This window comes from Bradyrhizobium liaoningense, assembly GCF_018130825.1.
GTDB classification, from domain to species: Bacteria; Pseudomonadota; Alphaproteobacteria; order Rhizobiales; family Xanthobacteraceae; genus Bradyrhizobium; species Bradyrhizobium liaoningense_B.
Genome location: NZ_JAFCJS010000011.1, coordinates 73,016 through 92,966, shown reverse-complemented (window position 1 = coordinate 92,966; position 19,951 = coordinate 73,016). Strand labels below are relative to the sequence as shown.

The following is a 19,951-nucleotide window of genomic DNA, read 5'->3' as shown; positions in this document are numbered from 1 at the left end:
AGGCACCATGGCGCAACTGTCAGACGATTGCTTTGCCTTCGGCGGACCGATGATGTCGGTCGACGAGGCCGTTGGCCTGATCACGACGCGCGTCAACGCGATCGTCGATCTGGAAACCGTGGGGCTCGTCGATGCCGACGGGCGCGTGCTGGCGCGCGATATCGCAGCGCCCCTACCGCTGCCGCCGTTCACCAACTCGGCGGTCGACGGTTACGCCGTGCGCAACGCTGACCTTCCGCAAGCTACGGAGCAGGCATTCCCGCTCGACGGCCGCATCCAGGCCGGCGGTCTTGCGCAGGCACCGATCAAGCCCGGCCACACCGCGCGCATCTTCACGGGTGCGCCGATGCCGCCGGACGCCGAAACCGTCTTCATGCAGGAGGATGTCCGCATCGATGCTTCCGGCAGGATCGTGTTGCCGCCGGGGCTGAAGCCGGGCGCGAATGTCCGCCCTGCCGGCGAGGATATTCCGAAGGGACACGTCGCGCTGCGCGCCGGCCAGCGCTTGCGGCCGCAGCATGTCGGCCTTGCTGCGGCGTTCGGCCTTGTCAGGCTCGACGTCGTCAGGCGCCTCCGCGTCGCGGTGTTCTCGACCGGCAACGAGCTGGCCTCGCCCGGCGAGCCGCGCGAGGCCTCGCAGCTGTTCGATTCCAATCGCTTCATGCTGATGGCGATGCTGCGCCGGCTCGGCTGCGAGGTCAGCGATCTCGGCATCTTGCGCGACGAGCGAACGTCGCTTGCGAGCGGCCTGAAGCAGGTGGCAGGCGCGCATGATCTGATTCTCACCACCGGTGGTGTCTCGACCGGCGAGGAGGACCACGTCAAGGCGGCGGTCGAGAGCGTCGGCTCGCTCGTGCTGTGGCGGATGGCGATCAAGCCGGGCCGTCCCGTGGCCATGGGCATCATCGGCGGCACGCCGCTGATCGGCTTGCCCGGCAATCCCGTCGCGAGCTTCGTTACTTTCGTCCATGTGGTGCGGCCGACGGTGCTGGCGCTGGCCGGTGCCCTCCCGGAGCCGATCGTTCCGATCCCCGTCCGTGCCGCCTTCACCTACAGGAAGAAGGAAGGCCGGCGCGAATATGTCCGCGTCTTCCTGCGCAAGGGGCAGGACGGTGCGCTCGAGGTAACCAAGTTTCCGCGCGAGGGTGCGGGGCTCCTGTCGTCGCTGGTCGAGACCGACGGCCTGGTCGAGCTCGGTGAAGCCGTCACGGGCGTCGAGCCTGGGCAGAGCGTCGGCTTCCTGTCCTATGCCGGCCTGATCTGATGCCCCACGCGTTGACGCCGCCGGCCCGCCCCGCCATGTTGCCGCGATGACCAGGACGACACTCGATCTCACCGGGCTGAAATGCCCGCTACCGGCCCTCAAGACCCGCAAGGCGCTCAAGCCGCTCAAGGCAGGGGACCAGCTCGAGGTCCACTGCACCGATCCCCTCTCGGTGATCGACATCCCCAACCTGATCCGCGAAACCGGCGACAAGGTCGAGATCACCGAGCGCAACGAGGCGCGCATCGTGTTCCTGGTCGAAAAGAGCGACGGCCCGTAGAAAGGCGAATGTTCACCGCCGCAACGCTTGACTATGGTGCTCCCACGGGGAACGGCCGGAGCTTCGCTGCAGTGCGATAAGGCCGGTTGCGGTGGATGATCTCAAACCTAAGACGTCGGGCATGAATCTCTCAACATCGAAGGCGAGCGCAGCTGCAGGTTCCGCGGCCGCCCGCGAGCCTGCCGTCAAGCTCGGCAAGACGGCCACGGGTCCCGAGTTCAGCGCACTGTCGCAGGCCTCCATCCTGATCGTCGACGACGAGCCGGGCATGCGCAATTTCCTGGTGCGCACGCTTGCGCCGCGCTGCAAGCTGGTGGACGAGGCGGCCGACACCGATCAGGCATCGCGCAAGCTCGATTCCAACCGCTACGACGTCGTCATTCTCGACAACATCATGCCGGGCAAGAATGGCGTCGATTGGCTCGCGGAGCAGCGCGCTGTCGGCTTTTTCGCCGACGCGATCCTGATCACCGCCTATGCCGACCTCGACACTGCGATCCAGGCCCTGCGCGCCGGCGCGGCCGATTTCGTGCTCAAGCCGTTCCGCTCCAACCAGATCCTCAACGCGGTGGCGAGATGCCTCGACCGTGTCCGCCTCCAGCGCGAGAACTATGTGCTGCGCTATGCTTTGCGCGCCTCGTCCGACCGCACCTTCCTGCGCGACAACCTGATCGGACAGTCGGCGCCGACGCTGCGCGTGCGCGAGACCATCGCACGCGTCGCGCGCCTGCCGACCTCGGTTCTCCTGACCGGCGAATCCGGCACCGGCAAGGAAGTGGCAGCGCGCTCGATCCACTCGCTGTCAGACCGCGCCGACAAGCCCTTCGTGCCTGTGAATTGCGCGGCGATCCCGCCCGAGATGATCGAGGCCGAGCTGTTCGGACACATCAAGGGCGCCTTTACCGGCGCCGATTCCGGACGCGAAGGCCTGTTCCTGTATGCGCATGGCGGCACGCTGTTCCTCGACGAGATTGGCGAGCTGCCGTTGCCGATGCAGAGCAAGCTGCTCCGCGTGCTCGAGGATCGCCGCGTCCGTCCCGTCGGCTCCGAGCGCGAGGTTCCGGTCGACCTGCGCTTCATCTTCGCAACCAATGCCGAGCTTCAGAAGGAGGTCGAGAAGGGCCGCTTTCGCGCCGATCTGTTCTACCGCCTCAACGTGATGCAGATCCACTTGCCGCTTCTGAAGGATCGCGGCGACGACGTGCAGGAGCTCGCCGCCATCTTCATGAGCAAGCTGTCGGCTCAGCTCGGCATGCCGCCGGTTCCGATCGATGCTTCGGTGCGCGCGGCGCTCGCAAGCTATGACTGGCCGGGCAATGTGCGCGAGCTGCGCAATTTGATCGAGCGGACGCTGATTCTCGGCGCTTTCCCCGACGACTTCGCCGGTCCCCGCAACGACGGCCAGTCCGCGCCCGCCGACAGTCTCGCGGAGCTCGAGCGCCGTCACATTCTCGGCGTGCTGAAAGAGGTCAATGGCAATCGCGAGGAGGCGGCGCGGCGGCTCGGTATCTCGCGCAAGACCATCGACCGCAAATGCGCGTTGTGGGATGTCTGATGCGGCACGCCGCAGCGATGAACCCGTGCGGGGGCGCTCCGTCCGCTTCCGCCTGCTCGCGATCGCGCTGTTGCCGATGCTGGTCATCCTGCCGCTCTTGCTCGGCGTTGCGATCTATCGCTGGAACGCAAAATTCGACGCGACCCTGATCTCCAAGGTGAACGGCGATCTCACCATCGCCCACCAATATCTCGCCCGCATCCTCGAAAAGACCGGCGTCCAGCTCCGGGCGCTCAGCCTGTCGGCCCGCTTCCAGGAGGTGCTGGCGCCGGATGCGCGCGGCTCCCTGCGCGATCTGCTCGACGAGACCCGCAAGGAAATCGGTCTCGACTTCCTGTATCTGACCAACGTCCGCGGCGACATCCTGGCCTCATCGCCGCCGTTGCAGCACCAACCGAGAAATGACTGGCCGATCATCATGTCGGCGCTGTCGGGGCAGGTCCCGGCGACGGGCATCGACATTTTCGGCAATGACGAGCTCGCCGCGATCTCGCCGACCCTGGCCGAGCGCGCGCGCCTCGACCTCGTGCCGACGCCGAATGCGGTGCCGACCGACCGCAGCACGGAGACGCGCGGCATGGTCGTGCATGCGGCGAGCCGCGCGATGCTGCCCGACGGCGGCGCCGCGGCGCTGGTCGGCGGCACGCTGCTCAACCAGAATCTCGAATTCATCGACACGATCAACGACCTCGTCTATCGCGCGGCGAGCCTGCCGGAGGGCAGCCAGGGCACCGCGACGCTGTTCCTGGAGGACGTGCGGATCTCGACCAACGTCCGTCTGTTCGAGGGACGGCGCGCGCTCGGCACGCGCGTCTCGGCGGCGGTACGCTCGGCCGTGCTGGGCGAGGGACGCACCTGGCTCGACAGCGCCTTTGTGGTCAATGACTGGTACATCTCCGCCTACGAGCCGCTGGTCGACAGTTACGGCAAGCGCGTCGGCATGCTCTATGTCGGCTTTCTGGAAAAGCCTTTCAGCGAAGCCAAATACCAGACGCTGGTGATCGTCATCGCGGCGTTCATCGCGATCACGGCCGCGACCGTACCGATCTTTCTGCGCTGGGCGAGCTCGATCTTCATGCCGCTGGAGCGCGTCACCGCGACGATCGGCGAGGTGGAGCGGGGGAACCTCTCCGCCCGCACCAAGATGCCTGTCTCGGGTGACGAGATCGGCCGCGTCGCGGTTCATCTCGACAGCCTGCTCGACCAGATCCAGGAACGTGACCGGCAGCTCCGGGAATGGAACGAGGAGCTGAACGTCCGCGTGCGGGAGCGGACCCGGGACCTCGAGCACGCCAATCTCAAGCTCGAGACAACCACCAAGCAGCTCATCATGTCGGAGAAGCTGGCTGCGATCGGCGAGATCACCGCGGGCGTCGCACACGAGATCAACAATCCGATCGCGGTGATGCAGGGCAATCTCGACGTCATCCGCAGCGTGTTCGGGGCCGATGCCGACAAGGCGAGGGTCGAGTTCCGCCTGCTCGACGAGCAGATTCACCGCATCAGCCAGATCGTGACCAAGCTGTTGCAGTTTGCAAGGCCGGAGGAATATGCCGGCTATGTCGAGCGCCATGCGCCGGCAAGCATCATTTCGGACTGTCTGCCGCTGGTGCAGCATCTCCTGAACAAGACCGAGATTGCCGTCGTCAGGGACGACCGCGCCAGCCGGCTGGTGCTGATGAACCGCAACGAGCTGCAGCAGGTGCTGGTCAATCTGATCGTCAACGCGATCCACGCCATGCCGGATGGCGGAACCCTGACGCTCCGCGCCTTCGATGCCGAGCGCGACGGCCATCAAGGCGTCGCCATCGAGGTCGCCGACACCGGCATCGGCATGAGCACTGAGGTGATCGAAAAGATCTTCGATCCCTTCTACACGACGAAACGGCGGCAAGGCACCGGGCTGGGCCTCTCCATCAGCCAGACGCTGATCAAGCGCCAGGGCGGACAGATCACGGCGGAGAGCCGCGTCGGTTCCGGCAGTACATTCACGGTGTGGCTGCCCGAGGCGGCTTGATTGGACATTTTGTCCGGGGATTTCAGGACATTTTGTCCCGCGCAGTACTTTGCGCTGCGGGAAGTCATTGATTCATCACAGCGCGACTTCTGGCACGGGCGTTGCTCATCCCAAGACAGGGTGTTGAGGGGGATGAGGGCGCGATAGCCGTCACTGCAACGCTGCTCGCGAGGCGAAGGGACATCACCCGCGAGCAGCTGCTTGCTCGGCGCACACGACGAGATGCGCGCCAGGCGATTCCACTTCGGCATGAAGTTCGACCGGTCATGCGCGGCTGCCAAGCACGCGTGCGACCGGTCTCAAACCAATGCGCCAGTAAGGCCACGCTTTGGAGGTAATGCTTATGTCAACTGCCGATACCGTTCTTGCACCTGTTGGTGCCTCCGGCTTTCTCGATCGTGAACGCACGATCGCGACAGCCGGTTTCAATCGCTGGCTGGTGCCGCCGGCGGCGCTGTGCATCCACCTCTGCATCGGCATGGCCTATGGCTTCTCGGTGTTCTGGCTGCCGCTGTCGCGCGCGATCGGCGTGACTGCGCCGAAGACCTGCGGTGACATTTCGCTGTTGCAGGAGCTGTTCACGACCAGCTGCGACTGGAAGGTCGCCAGCATGGGCTGGATGTACACGCTGTTCTTCGTGCTGCTCGGTATCGCGGCCGCGGTCTGGGGCGGCTGGCTGGAGCGCGTGGGTCCGCGCAAGGCCGGCTTCGTTTCGGCGCTGTGCTGGTGCGGTGGCCTGTTCCTCGGTGCGATCGGCGTCTACACCCATCAGCTCTGGCTGTTGTGGCTGGGGTCGGGCGTGATCGGCGGCGTCGGCCTCGGCCTTGGCTATATCTCGCCGGTGTCGACGCTGGTGAAGTGGTTCCCGGATCGCCGCGGCATGGCGACTGGCATGGCCATCATGGGCTTCGGCGGCGGCGCCATGATCGGCGCGCCGCTGGCGAACCTGCTGATGAACTATTTCAAGACCCCGACCTCGGTCGGCGTCTGGGAGACCTTCGTCGCGATGGGCGTCATCTACTTCGTGTTCATGATGATCGGCGCATTCCGCTATCGCCTGCCGCCGCCTGGCTGGCAGCCCGAGGGCTGGACCCCGCCGGTCAAGGCCAACGCGATGATCTCTAAGAACAACGTCCATCTCAACGACGCGCACAAGACCCCGCAGTTCTGGCTGATCTGGTGGGTGCTCTGCCTGAACGTGTCGGCGGGTATCGGCGTGATCGGCATGGCCTCGCCGATGCTCCAGGAGATCTTCGGTGGCAAGCTGATCGGCCTGCCGGACGTCGGTTTCAACGCGCTTGATGCCGGGCAAAAGGCGCAGATCGCGGCGATCGCCGCCGGCTTCGCCGGATTGCTGTCGCTGTTCAACATCGGCGGCCGTTTCTTCTGGGCGTCGCTGTCGGACAAGATCGGGCGCAAGAACACCTACTACACCTTCTTCATCCTCGGCATCGTGCTCTACGCGCTGGCGCCGACCTTTGCGGCGATGGGCTCGAAGCTCCTGTTCGTGCTCGGCTTCGGCATCATCCTGTCGATGTATGGCGGCGGGTTCGCCACCGTGCCGGCCTATCTCGCCGACATGTTCGGCACCCAGTTCGTCGGGGCCATCCACGGCCGGCTGCTGACGGCGTGGTCGACGGCCGGCATCATCGGCCCGGTCGTCGTGAACTACATCCGCGAGTTCCAGCTCGCGGCCGGCGTGCCGCGCGACCAGCTCTACAACACGACGATGTACATCCTGTGCGCGATGCTGATCGCGGGCCTGATCTGCAACTATCTGGTCAAGCCGGTCGATGCGAAGTGGCACATGAAGGATGCCGACGTCGCCAAGTTGCAGGCGGCGAGCGCCAGCGCCGCCGCCGCGGGGCCGCACGGCTCCTACGGCATCGGCTTTGGCGGGCTCGACGCCAAGGCGGCGCTGTTCTGGGCGTTCGTCGGCGTTCCCTTGGCTTGGGGGGTCTGGAAGACGCTGGAGAGCGCGGTCAAGATTTTCTGATCGCCCATTCATCGCGAGCGGGAGCGCACCATGCGCGCGCTCCCGCCGCCATCTCGATTGTTCAAAATGACCCCTGGGGGAATTCGATGGTTCGTAAACTCGTTTGTGCCGCCGCCATGCTGCTCGTCGCCGGCGCCCTGCAATCCGCATCCGCACAGACCGCTGCGGCACCGGCCCCAACGCCGCCCGCCGCGACCGAGGCCAAGCCCGGCAAGATCAAGCTGACCGTGCAGAAGCTGAAGGACATGAAGGCCAAGTGGAGCGCCAACAAGCCGAAGCTCAAGGAGTGCCGCAAGGATGTGAAGGCCAAGGGCCTCGCGGGCGACGATCGCTGGTTCTATATCGAGGAGTGCATGGGCAAGAGCTGACCCTATCAGCATCGGGGCATGGAGGGTCACCTGTAACCTCGGCGCGGGAGCTCGATACGATTTCGCTATCGCAGCATAGGAAGCCTTTATTGATCTCCAGACCAATTCAGGCTTCGTTTGATCAGTTGGCGCGTTGGGCGAACGCAAGGCCGTGTCCGGGCAGCGATCCAGGGTTGCCCTTGAGCTGCGCTTAAATGCTTCCGCGAGCATGATAATTCGCTTGGCATCTGGCATGCCAGAAGCTAGAACTGGAGCCGTTCTAAAAGACGAGATCGAGACGAATCGATGAGCCACGACGTGCAGCAGGTCCGTTCGTTCGAACATCCGGGCGAGGGACGGAAGCGAGCCAAGGCCACGCCCAAGGGGCGGCAGGTCGATCCGACCGCCGCCCACGAGATCGAGCAGTTGCTCGGCGACAGGCCGCGGCGGCGCGATCTTCTGATCGAATATCTGCACCTGATCCAGGACAAGTATCACCAGATCTCGGCCGCGCACCTTGCCGGGCTCGCCGACGAGATGAAGCTCTCCTTCGCCGAGGTGTTCGAGACCGCGACGTTCTATGCGCATTTCGACGTGGTGAAGGAAGGCGAGCCCGACATCGCGCCGCTGACGATCCGCGTCTGCGATTCTCTCACTTGCGCGATGCTCGGCGGCGAGAAGCTGCTCGAGGATTTGCAGAGCGCATCGGGGCCCGGCATCCGCGTCGTGCGCGCGCCCTGCGTCGGTCGCTGCGATACCGCACCGGCCGCTGAAGTCGGACACAACTTCGTCGATCATGCGACCGTCGCCAATGTGATGGCGGCCGCGAAGGCCGGCGACACCCACGCGCATCTCCCCAAATATATCGACTACGACGCCTATGTTGCCGGCGGCGGCTACAAGCTGCTGGGCCGCCTGCGCTCGGGCGAGCTGTCGAAGGACGACCTCCTGAAGTCGCTCGACGATGCCTCGCTGCGCGGCCTCGGCGGCGCCGGCTTCCCGACGGGACGCAAATGGCGCGCGGTGCTGGGCGAGCCCGGTCCGCGGCTGATGGCCATCAACGGCGACGAGGGCGAGCCCGGCACGTTCAAGGACCGCTACTATCTGGAAACCGATCCGCACCGCTTCATCGAGGGCATGCTGATCGGCGCGCATGTGGTGCAGGCCTCCGACGTCTACATCTATCTGCGTGACGAATATCCGGCCTCCCGCGAGATCCTCGAGCGCGAGATCGCAAAATTGCCCGCCGGCGGTCCGACGCTGCATATGCGGCGTGGCGCCGGTGCTTACATCTGCGGCGAAGAGTCCTCACTGCTCGAGAGCATCGAGGGCAAGCGCGGCCTGCCCCGGCACAAGCCGCCTTATCCGTTCCAGGTCGGCCTGTTCGGCCTGCCGACGCTCATCAACAACGTGGAAACGCTGTGGTGGGTGCGCGACATCGTCGAGAAGGGCGCCGACTGGTGGAAGAGCCATGGCCGCCATGAGCGTCACGGCCTGCGCAGCTTCTCTGTCTCGGGCCGCGTCAAGAATCCCGGCATGAAGCTCGCGCCCGCGGGCATCACGATCCGCGAGCTGATCGACGAATATTGCGGCGGCATGGCCGACGGCCACACGTTCTATGCTTACCTGCCGGGCGGCGCGTCTGGCGGCATCCTGCCGGCATCGATGGATGACATCCCGCTCGATTTCGGCACGCTGGAGAAATACGGCTGCTTCATCGGCTCGGCCGCGGTCGTCATCCTGTCGCAGAAGGACAGCGTGCGCGCGGCTGCGCTGAACCTGATGAAGTTCTTCGAGGATGAGAGCTGCGGCCAGTGCACGCCGTGCCGCGTCGGAACCCAGAAGGCGGCGCTGCTGATGCAGAAGCCGGTCTGGAACCGTGCCTTGCTGGAAGAATTGAGCCAGGCGATGCGCGACGCCTCGATCTGCGGGCTCGGACAGGCGGCATCGAATCCGCTGTCCTCCGTGATCAAATATTTCCCTGACGAGTTCAAGGAAGCGGCCGAATGACGAAGATTACGTTCGAGCTCGACGGCAAACAGGTCGAAGCCAAACCTGGCGAGACGATCTGGCAGGTCGCAAAACGGCAAGGCCGCGACATCCCGCATCTCTGCTATTCGCCCGCGCCCGACTATCGCCCCGACGGCAATTGCCGCGCCTGCATGGTCGAGATCGAGGGCGAGCGCGTGCTGGCTGCATCGTGCAAGCGCACGCCGTCGGTCGGCATGAAGGTGAAGACCGAGAGCGCCCGCGCGACCGCCGCGCAGAAGATGGTGATGGAGCTGCTCGTCGCCGACCAACCGGCGCGCGAGACCTCGCACGATCCGGATTCGAAGTTCTGGCACTGGGCCGAGACCACGGGCGTCACCGAAAGCCGCTTCCCCGCCGCCGAGCGCTGGGAGACCGATGCCAGCCATCCGGCGATGCGCGTCAATCTCGATGCCTGCATCCAGTGCGGCCTGTGCGTGCGCGCCTGCCGCGAGGTCCAGGTCAACGACGTCATCGGCATGGCCTACCGCAACCATGGCGCCAAGATCGTGTTCGATTTCGACGATCCCATGGGCGAGTCCACTTGCGTCGCCTGCGGCGAATGCGTGCAGGCCTGTCCGACCGGCGCCTTGATGCCGGCCGTGATGCTCGACGAGAACCAGACCCGCGTGACTTACGCGGACAAGAAGGTCGACTCGCTCTGTCCGTTCTGCGGCGTCGGCTGCCAAGTGACCTACGAGGTCAAGGACGAGAAGGTGATCTATGCGGAAGGCCGTGACGGTCCCGCCAACCACAATCGCCTCTGTGTCAAGGGCCGCTTCGGCTTCGACTACATCCACCATCCGCATCGCCTGACAAAGCCGCTGGTGCGGCTGCCGAATGCGAAGAAGGACGCCAACGACCAGGTCGACCCGGCCAATCCGTTCACGCATTTCCGTGAAGCGAGCTGGGAAGAGGCGCTCGACATCGCCGCCAAGGGTCTCGTCAAGATCCGCGACGAGAAGGGCGTGAAGGCACTGGCCGGCTTCGGCTCGGCCAAGGGCTCGAACGAAGAGGCCTATCTGTTCCAGAAGCTGGTGCGCACCGGTTTCGGCTCGAACAATGTCGACCATTGCACGCGCCTGTGCCACGCCTCGTCGGTCGCGGCGCTGTTCGAGGGCCTGAGCTCCGGTGCGGTGTCGGCGCCGTTCTCCGCCGCGATGGATGCCGAAGTCATCATCGTGATCGGCGCGAATCCGACCGTGAACCATCCGGTCGCCGCGACCTTCATCAAGAACGCGGTCAAACAGAACGGCGCAAAACTGTTCGTGATGGATCCGCGCCGGCAGTCGCTGTCGCGGCATGCGACCAAGCATCTGCAGTTCAAGCCCGGCTCCGACGTCGCGATGCTGAACGCGATGATCAACACGATCATCACCGAAGGCCTGACCGACGACCAGTACATCGCCGGCTACACCGAGGGATTCGAAGACCTCAAGGAGAAGATCAAGGAGTTCACGCCGGAGAAGATGGAGCCGATCTGCGGCGTCCCGGCGCAGACCCTGCGCGAGGTCGCGCGCACCTATGCGCGGGCAAAATCCTCGATCATCTTCTGGGGCATGGGCATCAGCCAGCACGTTCACGGCACCGACAATGCGCGCTGCCTGATTGCGCTGGCGCTGATCACCGGCCAGGTCGGCCGTCCCGGCACCGGCCTGCATCCGCTGCGCGGCCAGAACAACGTGCAAGGCGCCTCCGACGCCGGCCTGATCCCGATGTTCCTGCCGGACTACCAGCCGGTCGGCCGCGACGACATGCGCGGGGCTTTCGAGAAGTTGTGGCAGCAGGACCTCGATCCCGTGCGCGGCCTGACCGTGGTCGAGATCATGAACGCGATCCATGCCGGCGAGATCAAGGGCATGTACATCGAGGGCGAGAACCCCGCGATGTCCGACCCGGATCTGCAGCATGCGCGCCATGCGCTCGCGATGCTCGATCATCTCGTGGTGCAGGATCTCTTCGTCACCGAGACCGCCTTCCACGCCGACGTCATCCTGCCGGCCTCCGCGTTTGCGGAGAAGGACGGCTCCTTCACCAACACCGACCGCCGCGTGCAGCTCGCGCGCCAGGTGATCAAGCCGCCGGGCGATGCGCGCCAGGACCTCTGGATCATCCAGGAGATCGGCAAGCGCATGGGCCTGCCCTGGAATTATGCCGGGCCCGGCGACGTCTATACAGAGATGGCGGAACTGATGCCGTCGCTGAAGAACATCAGCTGGGAGCGGCTGGTGCGCGAAGGCGCCGTCACCTATCCAGCCGACGATCCGAACAAGCCCGGCAACGAGATCATCTTCACCACGGGATTCCCGACCGCGAGCGGACGCGGCAAGATCGTGCCGGCGAAGGTCGTCCCGCCGGACGAACTGCCCGACGCCGAATATCCGATGGTGCTGTCGACCGGCCGCGTGCTGGAGCACTGGCACACCGGCTCGATGACTCGCCGCGCGCAGGTGCTCGACCAGATCGAGCCCGAGGCGGTCGCCTTCATGTCGCCGAAGGACATGCGCAAGAAGAAGCTCGCGCCGGGCGATTTCATTCGCCTGGAGACCCGCCGCGGCGCCGTCGAGGTCAAGGTCCGCTCCGACCGCGACGTGCCGGAGAACATGGTGTTCATGCCGTTCTGCTACGCGGAGGCGGCGGCGAACCTGCTCACCAACCCCGCGCTCGATCCGTTCGGCAAGATCCCGGAGTTCAAGTTCTGCGCGGCGAGGGCCGAGCGCGCGGAGATGCGGGACGCGGCGGAGTAGGGGGCTGGCTCGCCGCCTTTGGGTGGCGCAAGGCCGCCAAACATTCGGTGTCGTCCCGGCGAAGGCCGGGACCCATAACCCCAGGGAGCAGTTTGGCGGAGGGTAGTCGTTCGGGACTGCGACCATCCGCAATGGAAAGATCACGCGGTATGGGTCCCGGCCTTCGCCGGGACGACATCTGAGGATATGGCGTGCATAAACCCCGCGCTGCCATCCCTTCGCGCCGTGCCGCACCGATGCTACACATCGCCCATGTCCAAAGTCACCCCAGCCACGCGCGCGCTTGACGCCGCCGGTGTTGCCTTCACCGTCCACGCTTACGACTACGATCCCGACGCCGAGAGCATCGGGCTGCAGGCGGCCGCCGCGCTGGGCGAAGATCCGGCACGTGTCCTGAAGACGCTGATGGCGCTGGTGGACGGGAAGCCGGTCTGCGTGGTCGTTCCGTCGGACCAGGAGGTCTCGATGAAGAAGCTCGCGGCGGCGGCGAGCGGCAAGTCGGCGCAGATGATGAAGCCGCCCGAGGCCGAGCGTGTCACCGGCTTCAAGGTCGGCGGCATCAGCCCGTTCGGGCAGCGCAAGCCGGTGCGCACCGTGATCGAGCAGAGCGCGCTCTTTCACGACCTGGTCTACCTCAATGGCGGCCAGCGTGGGTTGCAGGTGCGGCTGAAGCCCACCGACGTGCGGGATGTCCTGAAGGCGGTCGTCGCGGATGTGCTGGCGTGAAGGCGATGGAGCGGGATCGTGAGGTGGCCGCTGTTGCCGTGGCTCCTGGCCCTGCTCTGCCTTCCGGCTGAGGCGCATCAGATCAACCTCGTGACGGCTCGTGTCGCGCTGACAGGCGACCGCATGGTGACCGTCGAGCTCGGGCTGAAGGGCAGCGATGTCGATCGCCTGATCGGCGCGAAGACTTATGATGTGAGGCAGGATGCGGTCGATCCGGCCGCGGTGGAAGCGATGAGGGCCGTCATCCTTGCCTACTTTGACAGGCACCTGGCCGTGACAGGCGGCGGCACGGCCTGCCCGCCGGATGATGCCGCGATCCTGCCTGATGGTGACGGCCTCATCTATCGCAACAAATTCGCCTGCGCGAACCTGGCCGGCGACATCGTTTATCGCTCCACGGTGCTGACCGAGAAGGACAAGACCGCGCGCCAGGTGGTGCTGATCGCGCTGGGCAAGTCCGAGACGCAGGCCTTGCTCGACGCCGGCAATACGACGGTTACGCTCTCGACGCTGCCGCCGTCGCTGCTCTCGACTATGCGGCGCTATCTCCTGGCCGGCATCGAACACATTCTTCTCGGCTACGATCACATCGCATTTTTGATCGCAGTCGTATTGTGGGCGCGCCGGCTCTGCCCGGTCATCAAGATCGTCACCGCCTTCACTATTGCTCACTCCCTGACGTTATCGCTGGCAGCGCTGGATGTCCTGATCATCCCGAGCCGCATCGTGGAGCCCGCGATCGCGGCCTCGATCGTGTTCGTGGCGGTCGAGAACTTCTTTTCGCGTGACGTCGACAAGCGTTGGCGCGTGGCTTTTCTGTTTGGCTTGATCCACGGCTTTGGCTTCGCCGGCGCGCTTCGCGAGATCGGCTTGCCGCCGGATGCGATCGTCCCGGCGCTGGCCGCCTTCAACATCGGCGTCGAGATCGGGCAGATCGCGATCGTCACGCTGATGGTGCCGGCGCTTGGCCTGTTGGACAGGCTGACTGCGGTCGACCGGGCGGAGCCGGCGCGGGCGGCGCGGCTGGTTTACACGATGTCCGCAATGATCGGTCTTCTGGGCGGCTACTGGCTGCTGATGCGTGTGTTCGAGGCGTGATCGCGTCGGCGATCGGCCTATTGCTTTTGCAACAATTTCAGCCGGCAGCGCAGCGCCTCGCGGATATGCGCGCGCGCCAGCTGCTCGGCCTTGTCGCCGTCGCGCGCGGCGATTGCGTCGATGATCGCCTGATGCTCGCCGTGGCTGGTCGAGGGGCGGCCTGTCACCGTGAAGGTGGTCGGGCCGAGCAGGGCGATCCAGTCCTGCAACTCGCGGGAGGCGTTGTCGAGATAACGGTTGCGCGCCGCGCGGCAGATCGCCTCGTGAAAGGCGCGGTTGAGCCGAGCCATCTCGGCGGCGTCGGTCTCTGACGCCCCGATAAAGGCCTGCTCGATATCCCTGAGTGCGTCGATCTCCGTGGCCGAGGCATGCCCGGCGGCAAGACGCGCGGCGGCACCTTCCATGATCTCGCGCATGGCGTAGAGCTCGAGCACCTCCGAGATGTCGAGGTTGCGGACGATCAGGCCGCGGCCGCCGGCGGGCTCGACGAAGCCACGTGCCGCAAGGCGCCCCAGCGCTTCCCGCACCGGCGTGCGGCTGACCTTGAGCCGCTGCGCGACCTCCTCCTCGCGGAGACGGTCCCCGGCGCGATAGTTGCCGGCCTGCAGCGCCTCGCACAGCGAGCGGAACACGGCTTCGCCCAGTGCCACGCCGCCGCCGCGCCCGATTGATCCGCTTGTCTTTGCCGGGCGCTTGGCCATGCATCCTCGTCGGCCGCCAAGCGCATCCTGCCCATGCAGAGATGTCGCTTGCGACGTCTCTGTATATCTTTGTATACAAAAGTACGCAATGGCGGGCGCTGTTGATCCGTGCCGGCCGGCGGGCAGAATGTCTCTAACTTCGTCGCATCGGGCAGACGGCATGAGCAATAAATACGACGTGCTGGTGATCGGCGGCGGCAACGCGGCACTGTGTGCGGCGATCAGCGCCCGGCGCGGAGGTGCCTCCGTCCTCGTGCTAGAAGGCGCGCCAAAATTCTATCGCGGCGGCAACACCCGCCACACCCGCAACATGCGCTGCGCCCATGACGCCGCGACCGAAATCCTCACTGGTCCCTACACCGAGGAGGAGTTCTGGAAGGATCTGCTGCTGGTCACGGGCGGGCAGACCGACGAGGAACTCGCGCGCCACATGATCCGGGAGTCCAAGGACATCCTGAACTGGATCGTGGAGCAGGGCGTGCGCTGGCAGCCCTCGCTCGGCGGCACGCTCAGCCTCGGCCGCACCAACTCCTTCTTCCTCGGCGGCGGCCGCGCGATGCTGAATGCGTTGTATCTGACCGCGGAGCGGCTCGGCGTCGATGTCGAATACGACGCCGAGGTCACCGACCTCGTGATCGAGGACGGCATGTTCCTCGCAGCGCGCCTCAAGCGACCGATCAAGGGCGAGACCGAGATCCGCGCCACGTCGCTGGTTGCCGCCGCCGGCGGCTTCGAGGCCAACATCGAATGGCTGAAGCAATATTGGGGCGAGGCCGCCGATAATTTCCTGATCCGCGGCACGCCCTATAACCGCGGCTCGATCCTGAAGATGCTGCTGGACAAGGGCGTGCAGGAGGTCGGCGACCCCACGCAGTGCCATGCGGTCGCGATCGACGCCCGCGCGCCGAAATTCGACGGCGGCATCATCACGCGCCATGACTCCGTCGTGTTCGGCATCGTCGTCAACAAGTACGCGCAGCGCTTCTACGACGAGGGCGAGGACATCTGGCCGAAGCGCTACGCGATCTGGGGCCGGCTGGTCGCGGCCCAGCCGGACCAGATCGCCTACATCATCTTCGATTCCACCGTCGTGACGAGCTTCATGCCGACGCTGTTCCCGCCGATCGCCGGACAGACCGTCGCCGAGCTTGCCGGCAAGCTGGAGCTCGATCCGGCCGCGCTGGAAAAGACCATCACCGAGTTCAACGCGGCGGTGCGGCCCGGCACTTTCGACCACACGATTCTGGATGACTGCGTGACCGAGGGCATCACGCCACCCAAGACCCACTGGGCTCGCAAAATCGAGACGCCGCCTTATCTCGCCTATCCGGTGCGGCCCGGCATCACCTTCACCTATCTCGGCACGCGCGTGAACAAGGAGGCGCGCATGCTGATGGCTGACGGCAAGCCGTCCGCCAACATGTTCGCGGCCGGCGAGATCATGGCGGGCAATGTGCTCGGCAAGGGTTATGCGGCCGGCATGGGCATGACCATCGGCAGCGTGTTCGGGCGGATTGCGGGACGCGAAGCGGCGCGCAACGCCAGGAACTAGGGATCAAGAAGAAAGATGATGGGAGAAACCATGTCACGCATTGCCATCGCTTCGATCACAGCGCTGCTGATCGCCGGCCACGCCCGCGCTGCCGAGCCCATCACGCTGCGCGACATGGGGTCGTTCCACGTCGGTGGGCGTCTGGTCGAAATCTCCGGCAAGCCGGTGAAGGAGGTCATGTTCACGCCCGGCGGCGTGCCGGCCAAGGTCGATCCCAACGGCACCTATCAGGTCGAGCAGATGTACGTGCAGTATTTCCTGCCGGCCAACGAGAAGGGGGCCTATCCGCTGCTGATGTGGCATGGCGGCGGACTGACCGGAGTCACCTACGAGACCACGCCCGACGGCCGCGAAGGCTGGCTGAACTACTTTCTGCGCAAGGGATGGGCGGTCTACAATTCCGACGCCGTGGAGCGCGGGCGCGCAGGCTGGGCGCAATATCCTGACATCTTCAAGAGCGAGCCGGTTTTCCTCACCACGTCCAATCCGTTTGAGCGCTTCCGCATCGGCGACGGACCCAACTCCTACGACATGGATCCCGCCAAGCGGAAAGTGCTGCCGGGCAACCGGTTTCCCGTCGAAGGCTACGAAAACTTCGTCAAGCAGAACGTGCCGCGCTGGACCACGACTGACGATGCGACCGTTGCCGCCTATATCGCCGAGGTCGACCGCGTCGGTCCGTCGGTGATCCTGTTCCACAGCCAGGCCGGCAGCTTCGGCTTCAAGGTGGCGCAGGCACGGCCAGACAAGGTCAAGGCGCTGATCGCGATCGAGCCGGCCGGCATCGGCGATCCCGCCAAGGCGGATGTGCTGAAGAACATTCCAACCCTCATCATCTATGGCGACTATATCGAGCGCGACTCGCGCTGGCCCAAGATTCGCGCCAACGGCGTCGCCTTTGCGGACGCCATCAAGGCGGCCGGCGGCAGCGTCGACATCGTCGACCTCCCGCAGGCCGGCATCAAGGGCAATTCGCATATGGTGATGATGGACAAGAACAACCTCGAGGTCGCTGGCCTGATCCAGAAATGGCTCGAGGCAAAGGGCCTGGCGAAGTAGACCCATGCACGGAACCCAAATCCTCGACGAGGCCGACCGTCTGATGACGGTCTGCAATTCCTGCCGCTACTGCGAAGGATTGTGCGCGGTGTTTCCGGCGATGGAGATGCGGCGCGCCTTCTCCGACGGCGACCTCAACTATCTCGCCAATCTCTGCCATTCCTGCGGCGCCTGCTACGTCGATTGCCAGTTCTCGCCGCCGCACGAGTTCAATGTCAACGTTCCCAAGACGCTTGCGGTGGCGCGCGCCGAGTCCTATGCGGCCTATGCCTGGCCGCCGGCGCTGTCCGGTGCCTTCGCGCGCAACGGTCTCGTCATCAGCATCATCGCCGCGCTCAGCATGGCGGGCTTCATCCTCGGCTTCGCCGCGCTCAACGACCACAGCGTGCTGTTCGGTGTTCACACCGGGCCGGGCGCGTTCTACAAGCTCATGCCGCACAATGCGATGGCCGCGCTGTTCAGCGCCGCCTTCATCTACGCCATCCTGGCCCTCGTCATGAGCGTGCGCGCGTTCTGGCGCGACATCGGTCCAGCTATCGGTGGCCGGGCCGACGGTGGTTCGATCTTCCAGGCGATCCGCGATGCCGGCGAGCTGCGCTATCTCCATGGCGGCGGCGTCGGCTGCTACAACGAGGACGACAAGCCGACAGACCGGCGCAAGCTCTATCATCACCTGACCTTCTACGGTTTCCTGCTGTGCTTTGCCGCAACCTCGGTCGCGACGCTCTATCACTATCTGCTGGGGCGCGAGGCGCCATATCCGTGGTGGGACCTGCCGGTCGTGCTCGGCACGCTGGGCGGCATCGGTCTGATCATCGGGCCGATCGGCCTGTTCGCGGCCAAGACGCAGCGCGATCCGGCGTTGCTCGACGAGAACCGCTACGGCATGGATGTCGGCTTCATCGCCATGCTGTTCCTGACCGGTCTCACCGGCATGCTGCTTCTCATTATGCGCGAGACCACGGCCATGGGGCCGCTGCTCGCGCTGCACCTCGGCGCCGTGTTCGCATTGTTCATCACCATGCCCTACGGCAAGTTCGTCCACGGCATCTACCGCTTCGTGGCTTTGGTGCGCTATGCGCAGGAGCGCCGCAGCGAGGCGGGCTCTTGAGGGGCGTATGGGGCTGACGTATGTCTTCTCGGCTCGCGCACAGCGCGAATCGCTTGGGGAGCCCGCGCTCATGTATATGTTTTTGCCATTCTTGCTGGCGCTCGCGGGTTGCGCGAGCGTCTGGCGTTCGCGCGCGGGACTGAGCTATCTGCTCTGGAGCGCAACAATTGTCGTCACCGTCGCGTGGTTCTTCCATCACGCGACCGATCCGCTGAAATTCTCTTTCTGACGGTGTCGAGATGAGCATCGTTGATACGAGCAAGCAACGGCCGGTCGGCGCGATTCTGAATGCGCTTGGCTTGCTCGGGATCTCGTTGATCCTGACGGTCGCGTTCATCTATCAGCTTGCGCTTGGCGAATTGCCCTGCCCGCTGTGCCTGCTGCAACGGGCCGGGTTCATCGCGATAGGCATGGGGTTCCTGTTCAACCTGCGCCTCGGCGAGCGTCCGTCGCATTATGCGATGATCCTCATCGCCAGCCTCGTCACCGGCTTCATCGCGATCCGGCAGGTGTCTCTGCATCTGGCGCCCGGCGATCCCGGATACGGCTCGGCGTTGTTCGGGCTGCACTTCTACACCTGGGCGCTCATCGCCGCGGTAGGCGTCGTGTGCTATGTCGCTCTGGTCCTTGTCCTGAAGGATGCGGCCGGCAAGCGAGAGGGGGATGCGCCCATGGTCGGGCTCGCATCCAACACGGTCTTCGCGATCTTCGCATTGCTGGTTGCCGCAAATCTCCTGTCCACCGTGCTGGAGTGCGGCGCAGGTCAGTGCGACGACAACCCGGTCCGCTATCTCCTGCTCAAGTGACGGAGGCGGCGCGGAAGCGGCCGTCGCGCAGGAAGGCGATCGTCTGTTCGATCGCGGCGGCGTGACGCGGAAGCCCGGTGTGAGACGCCTTCACGACGATATGGTCGGTCATGCCGGCCAGCATCGCGCTCTGCACCGACACCCGCCCGTCATTGGGCTTCGGCAGAACCAAGAGGCCGGCGACGGGATCGATGAAGCGGCTTCCGGCGATCACGCCAACGGGGTAGTCCACAGAGGGCAGGGCACGGATCGCAGTCGTAAGTTCAAGTCCAGCCGGGCCGTAGAACGCGCGGTAGAGGCGGGATCCGCTGAGGAGATCGGCGACCTCGCTGCCGCTGTTCGGCGTGCCCAGCATCACGACGCGGCCAAGCCGGGCCGGGCGGTGTCTTGCAATGTAGGCGCGCGCGACGAGGCCGCCCATCGAATGCGCGACGAAATGCAGCGGCGCGTCACGTTCGGCGAAACGGGCGACCGCCGGATGAATGTCGTCCGCGATGGCCGCGATCGGCTTGCTGCGGCTGGGATAGTCGATGTTGAGCGCCGTGAACCCGCTCGCCTGGAGCGCCCGTTCCAGCTTGGTCAGGGACGCCGAGGTTCGCGCGATGCCGTGAAGCAGAACCACTCCGGGGCATCGCGCGTCGCCTGATTGAGGCGCCTCGCGCAT

General features: G+C 65.2%; 17 protein-coding genes. 15 read left to right on the top strand and 2 right to left on the bottom strand.

What is annotated here, in order from left to right:
- Window positions 1-7 precede the first annotated feature (7 nt).
- The 10 genes from JQ603_RS34195 (at window position 8) to JQ603_RS34150 (ending at window position 14,058) form a co-directional block, all read left to right on the top strand.
- Entirely contained in the window at window positions 8-1,264 is a 1,257-nt protein-coding gene (locus JQ603_RS34195) for a molybdopterin molybdotransferase MoeA (protein ID WP_212346830.1), read from the top strand.
- A 46-nt stretch (window positions 1,265-1,310) separates the two neighbouring features.
- On the top strand, window positions 1,311-1,544 hold the full coding sequence (locus tag JQ603_RS34190; RefSeq protein WP_018643991.1) for a sulfurtransferase TusA family protein: 234 nt from the start codon (window positions 1,311-1,313) through the stop codon (window positions 1,542-1,544).
- Between the two features lie 121 nt (window positions 1,545-1,665).
- Window positions 1,666-3,099 (top strand): sigma-54-dependent transcriptional regulator, encoded by a 1,434-nt coding sequence (locus JQ603_RS34185; RefSeq protein WP_212346828.1) that lies wholly within the window; start codon window positions 1,666-1,668, stop codon window positions 3,097-3,099.
- Complete coding sequence (locus JQ603_RS34180; RefSeq protein WP_212346827.1) at window positions 3,092-5,116, top strand: sensor histidine kinase; 2,025 nt, start codon at window positions 3,092-3,094, stop codon at window positions 5,114-5,116. The genes JQ603_RS34185 and JQ603_RS34180 overlap by 8 nt, the downstream gene beginning before the upstream one ends.
- A gap of 343 nt (window positions 5,117-5,459) precedes the next feature.
- Window positions 5,460-7,112 carry an OFA family MFS transporter gene (locus tag JQ603_RS34175; protein WP_212346825.1) on the top strand — a complete coding sequence of 551 codons (1,653 nt, stop codon included), beginning with the start codon at window positions 5,460-5,462 and terminating at the stop codon, window positions 7,110-7,112.
- Window positions 7,113-7,198: 86 nt separating this feature from the next.
- The gene (locus JQ603_RS34170) at window positions 7,199-7,480 is read left to right on the top strand and encodes a hypothetical protein (RefSeq protein ID WP_212346823.1); all 282 of its coding nucleotides are present in this window, start codon (window positions 7,199-7,201) and stop codon (window positions 7,478-7,480) included.
- Between the two features lie 285 nt (window positions 7,481-7,765).
- A complete protein-coding gene (locus JQ603_RS34165; protein WP_212346820.1) occupies window positions 7,766-9,469 on the top strand; it encodes an NADH-ubiquinone oxidoreductase-F iron-sulfur binding region domain-containing protein in 1,704 nt (567 codons plus the stop codon).
- The gene (gene fdhF / locus JQ603_RS34160; RefSeq protein WP_212346817.1) at window positions 9,466-12,234 is read left to right on the top strand and encodes a formate dehydrogenase subunit alpha; all 2,769 of its coding nucleotides are present in this window, start codon (window positions 9,466-9,468) and stop codon (window positions 12,232-12,234) included. The genes JQ603_RS34165 and fdhF overlap by 4 nt, the downstream gene beginning before the upstream one ends.
- A 252-nt stretch (window positions 12,235-12,486) precedes the next feature.
- Complete coding sequence (gene ybaK / locus JQ603_RS34155; protein WP_212346814.1) at window positions 12,487-12,960, top strand: Cys-tRNA(Pro) deacylase; 474 nt, start codon at window positions 12,487-12,489, stop codon at window positions 12,958-12,960.
- Between the two features lie 18 nt (window positions 12,961-12,978).
- Entirely contained in the window at window positions 12,979-14,058 is a 1,080-nt protein-coding gene (locus JQ603_RS34150) for a HupE/UreJ family protein (RefSeq protein WP_212346811.1), read from the top strand.
- Between the two features lie 17 nt (window positions 14,059-14,075).
- On the opposite strand, the gene JQ603_RS34145 is transcribed toward JQ603_RS34150, so the two are convergent.
- Window positions 14,076-14,759 carry a GntR family transcriptional regulator gene (locus JQ603_RS34145; RefSeq protein WP_212346808.1) on the bottom strand — a complete coding sequence of 228 codons (684 nt, stop codon included), beginning with the start codon at window positions 14,757-14,759 and terminating at the stop codon, window positions 14,076-14,078.
- A 160-nt stretch (window positions 14,760-14,919) separates the two neighbouring features.
- On the opposite strand from JQ603_RS34145, the gene tcuA reads away from it, so the two are divergent.
- Genes tcuA through JQ603_RS34120 form a run of 5 tightly spaced genes read left to right on the top strand, consistent with a single transcriptional unit; the run spans window position 14,920 to window position 19,287 of the window.
- On the top strand, window positions 14,920-16,311 hold the full coding sequence (gene tcuA, locus JQ603_RS34140) for an FAD-dependent tricarballylate dehydrogenase TcuA (protein WP_212346805.1): 1,392 nt from the start codon (window positions 14,920-14,922) through the stop codon (window positions 16,309-16,311).
- A gap of 30 nt (window positions 16,312-16,341) precedes the next feature.
- Window positions 16,342-17,370, top strand: a complete 1,029-nt coding sequence (locus tag JQ603_RS34135) for an esterase (RefSeq protein ID WP_212346803.1) — start codon at window positions 16,342-16,344, stop codon at window positions 17,368-17,370.
- A gap of 4 nt (window positions 17,371-17,374) precedes the next feature.
- Window positions 17,375-18,481: a tricarballylate utilization 4Fe-4S protein TcuB gene (tcuB, locus tag JQ603_RS34130; protein WP_212346801.1), complete on the top strand. Its 1,107-nt coding sequence runs from the start codon at window positions 17,375-17,377 to the stop codon at window positions 18,479-18,481.
- A gap of 7 nt (window positions 18,482-18,488) precedes the next feature.
- Window positions 18,489-18,710 carry a DUF5993 family protein gene (locus JQ603_RS34125; protein WP_212347111.1) on the top strand — a complete coding sequence of 74 codons (222 nt, stop codon included), beginning with the start codon at window positions 18,489-18,491 and terminating at the stop codon, window positions 18,708-18,710.
- A gap of 10 nt (window positions 18,711-18,720) precedes the next feature.
- The gene (locus JQ603_RS34120; RefSeq protein ID WP_212346799.1) at window positions 18,721-19,287 is read left to right on the top strand and encodes a disulfide bond formation protein B; all 567 of its coding nucleotides are present in this window, start codon (window positions 18,721-18,723) and stop codon (window positions 19,285-19,287) included.
- Here JQ603_RS34120 and JQ603_RS34115 read toward each other — a convergent pair.
- Window positions 19,280-19,951 (bottom strand): alpha/beta fold hydrolase, encoded by a 672-nt coding sequence (locus tag JQ603_RS34115; RefSeq protein WP_212346797.1) that lies wholly within the window; start codon window positions 19,949-19,951, stop codon window positions 19,280-19,282. The two genes, JQ603_RS34120 and JQ603_RS34115, sit on opposite strands and share 8 nt — an antisense overlap.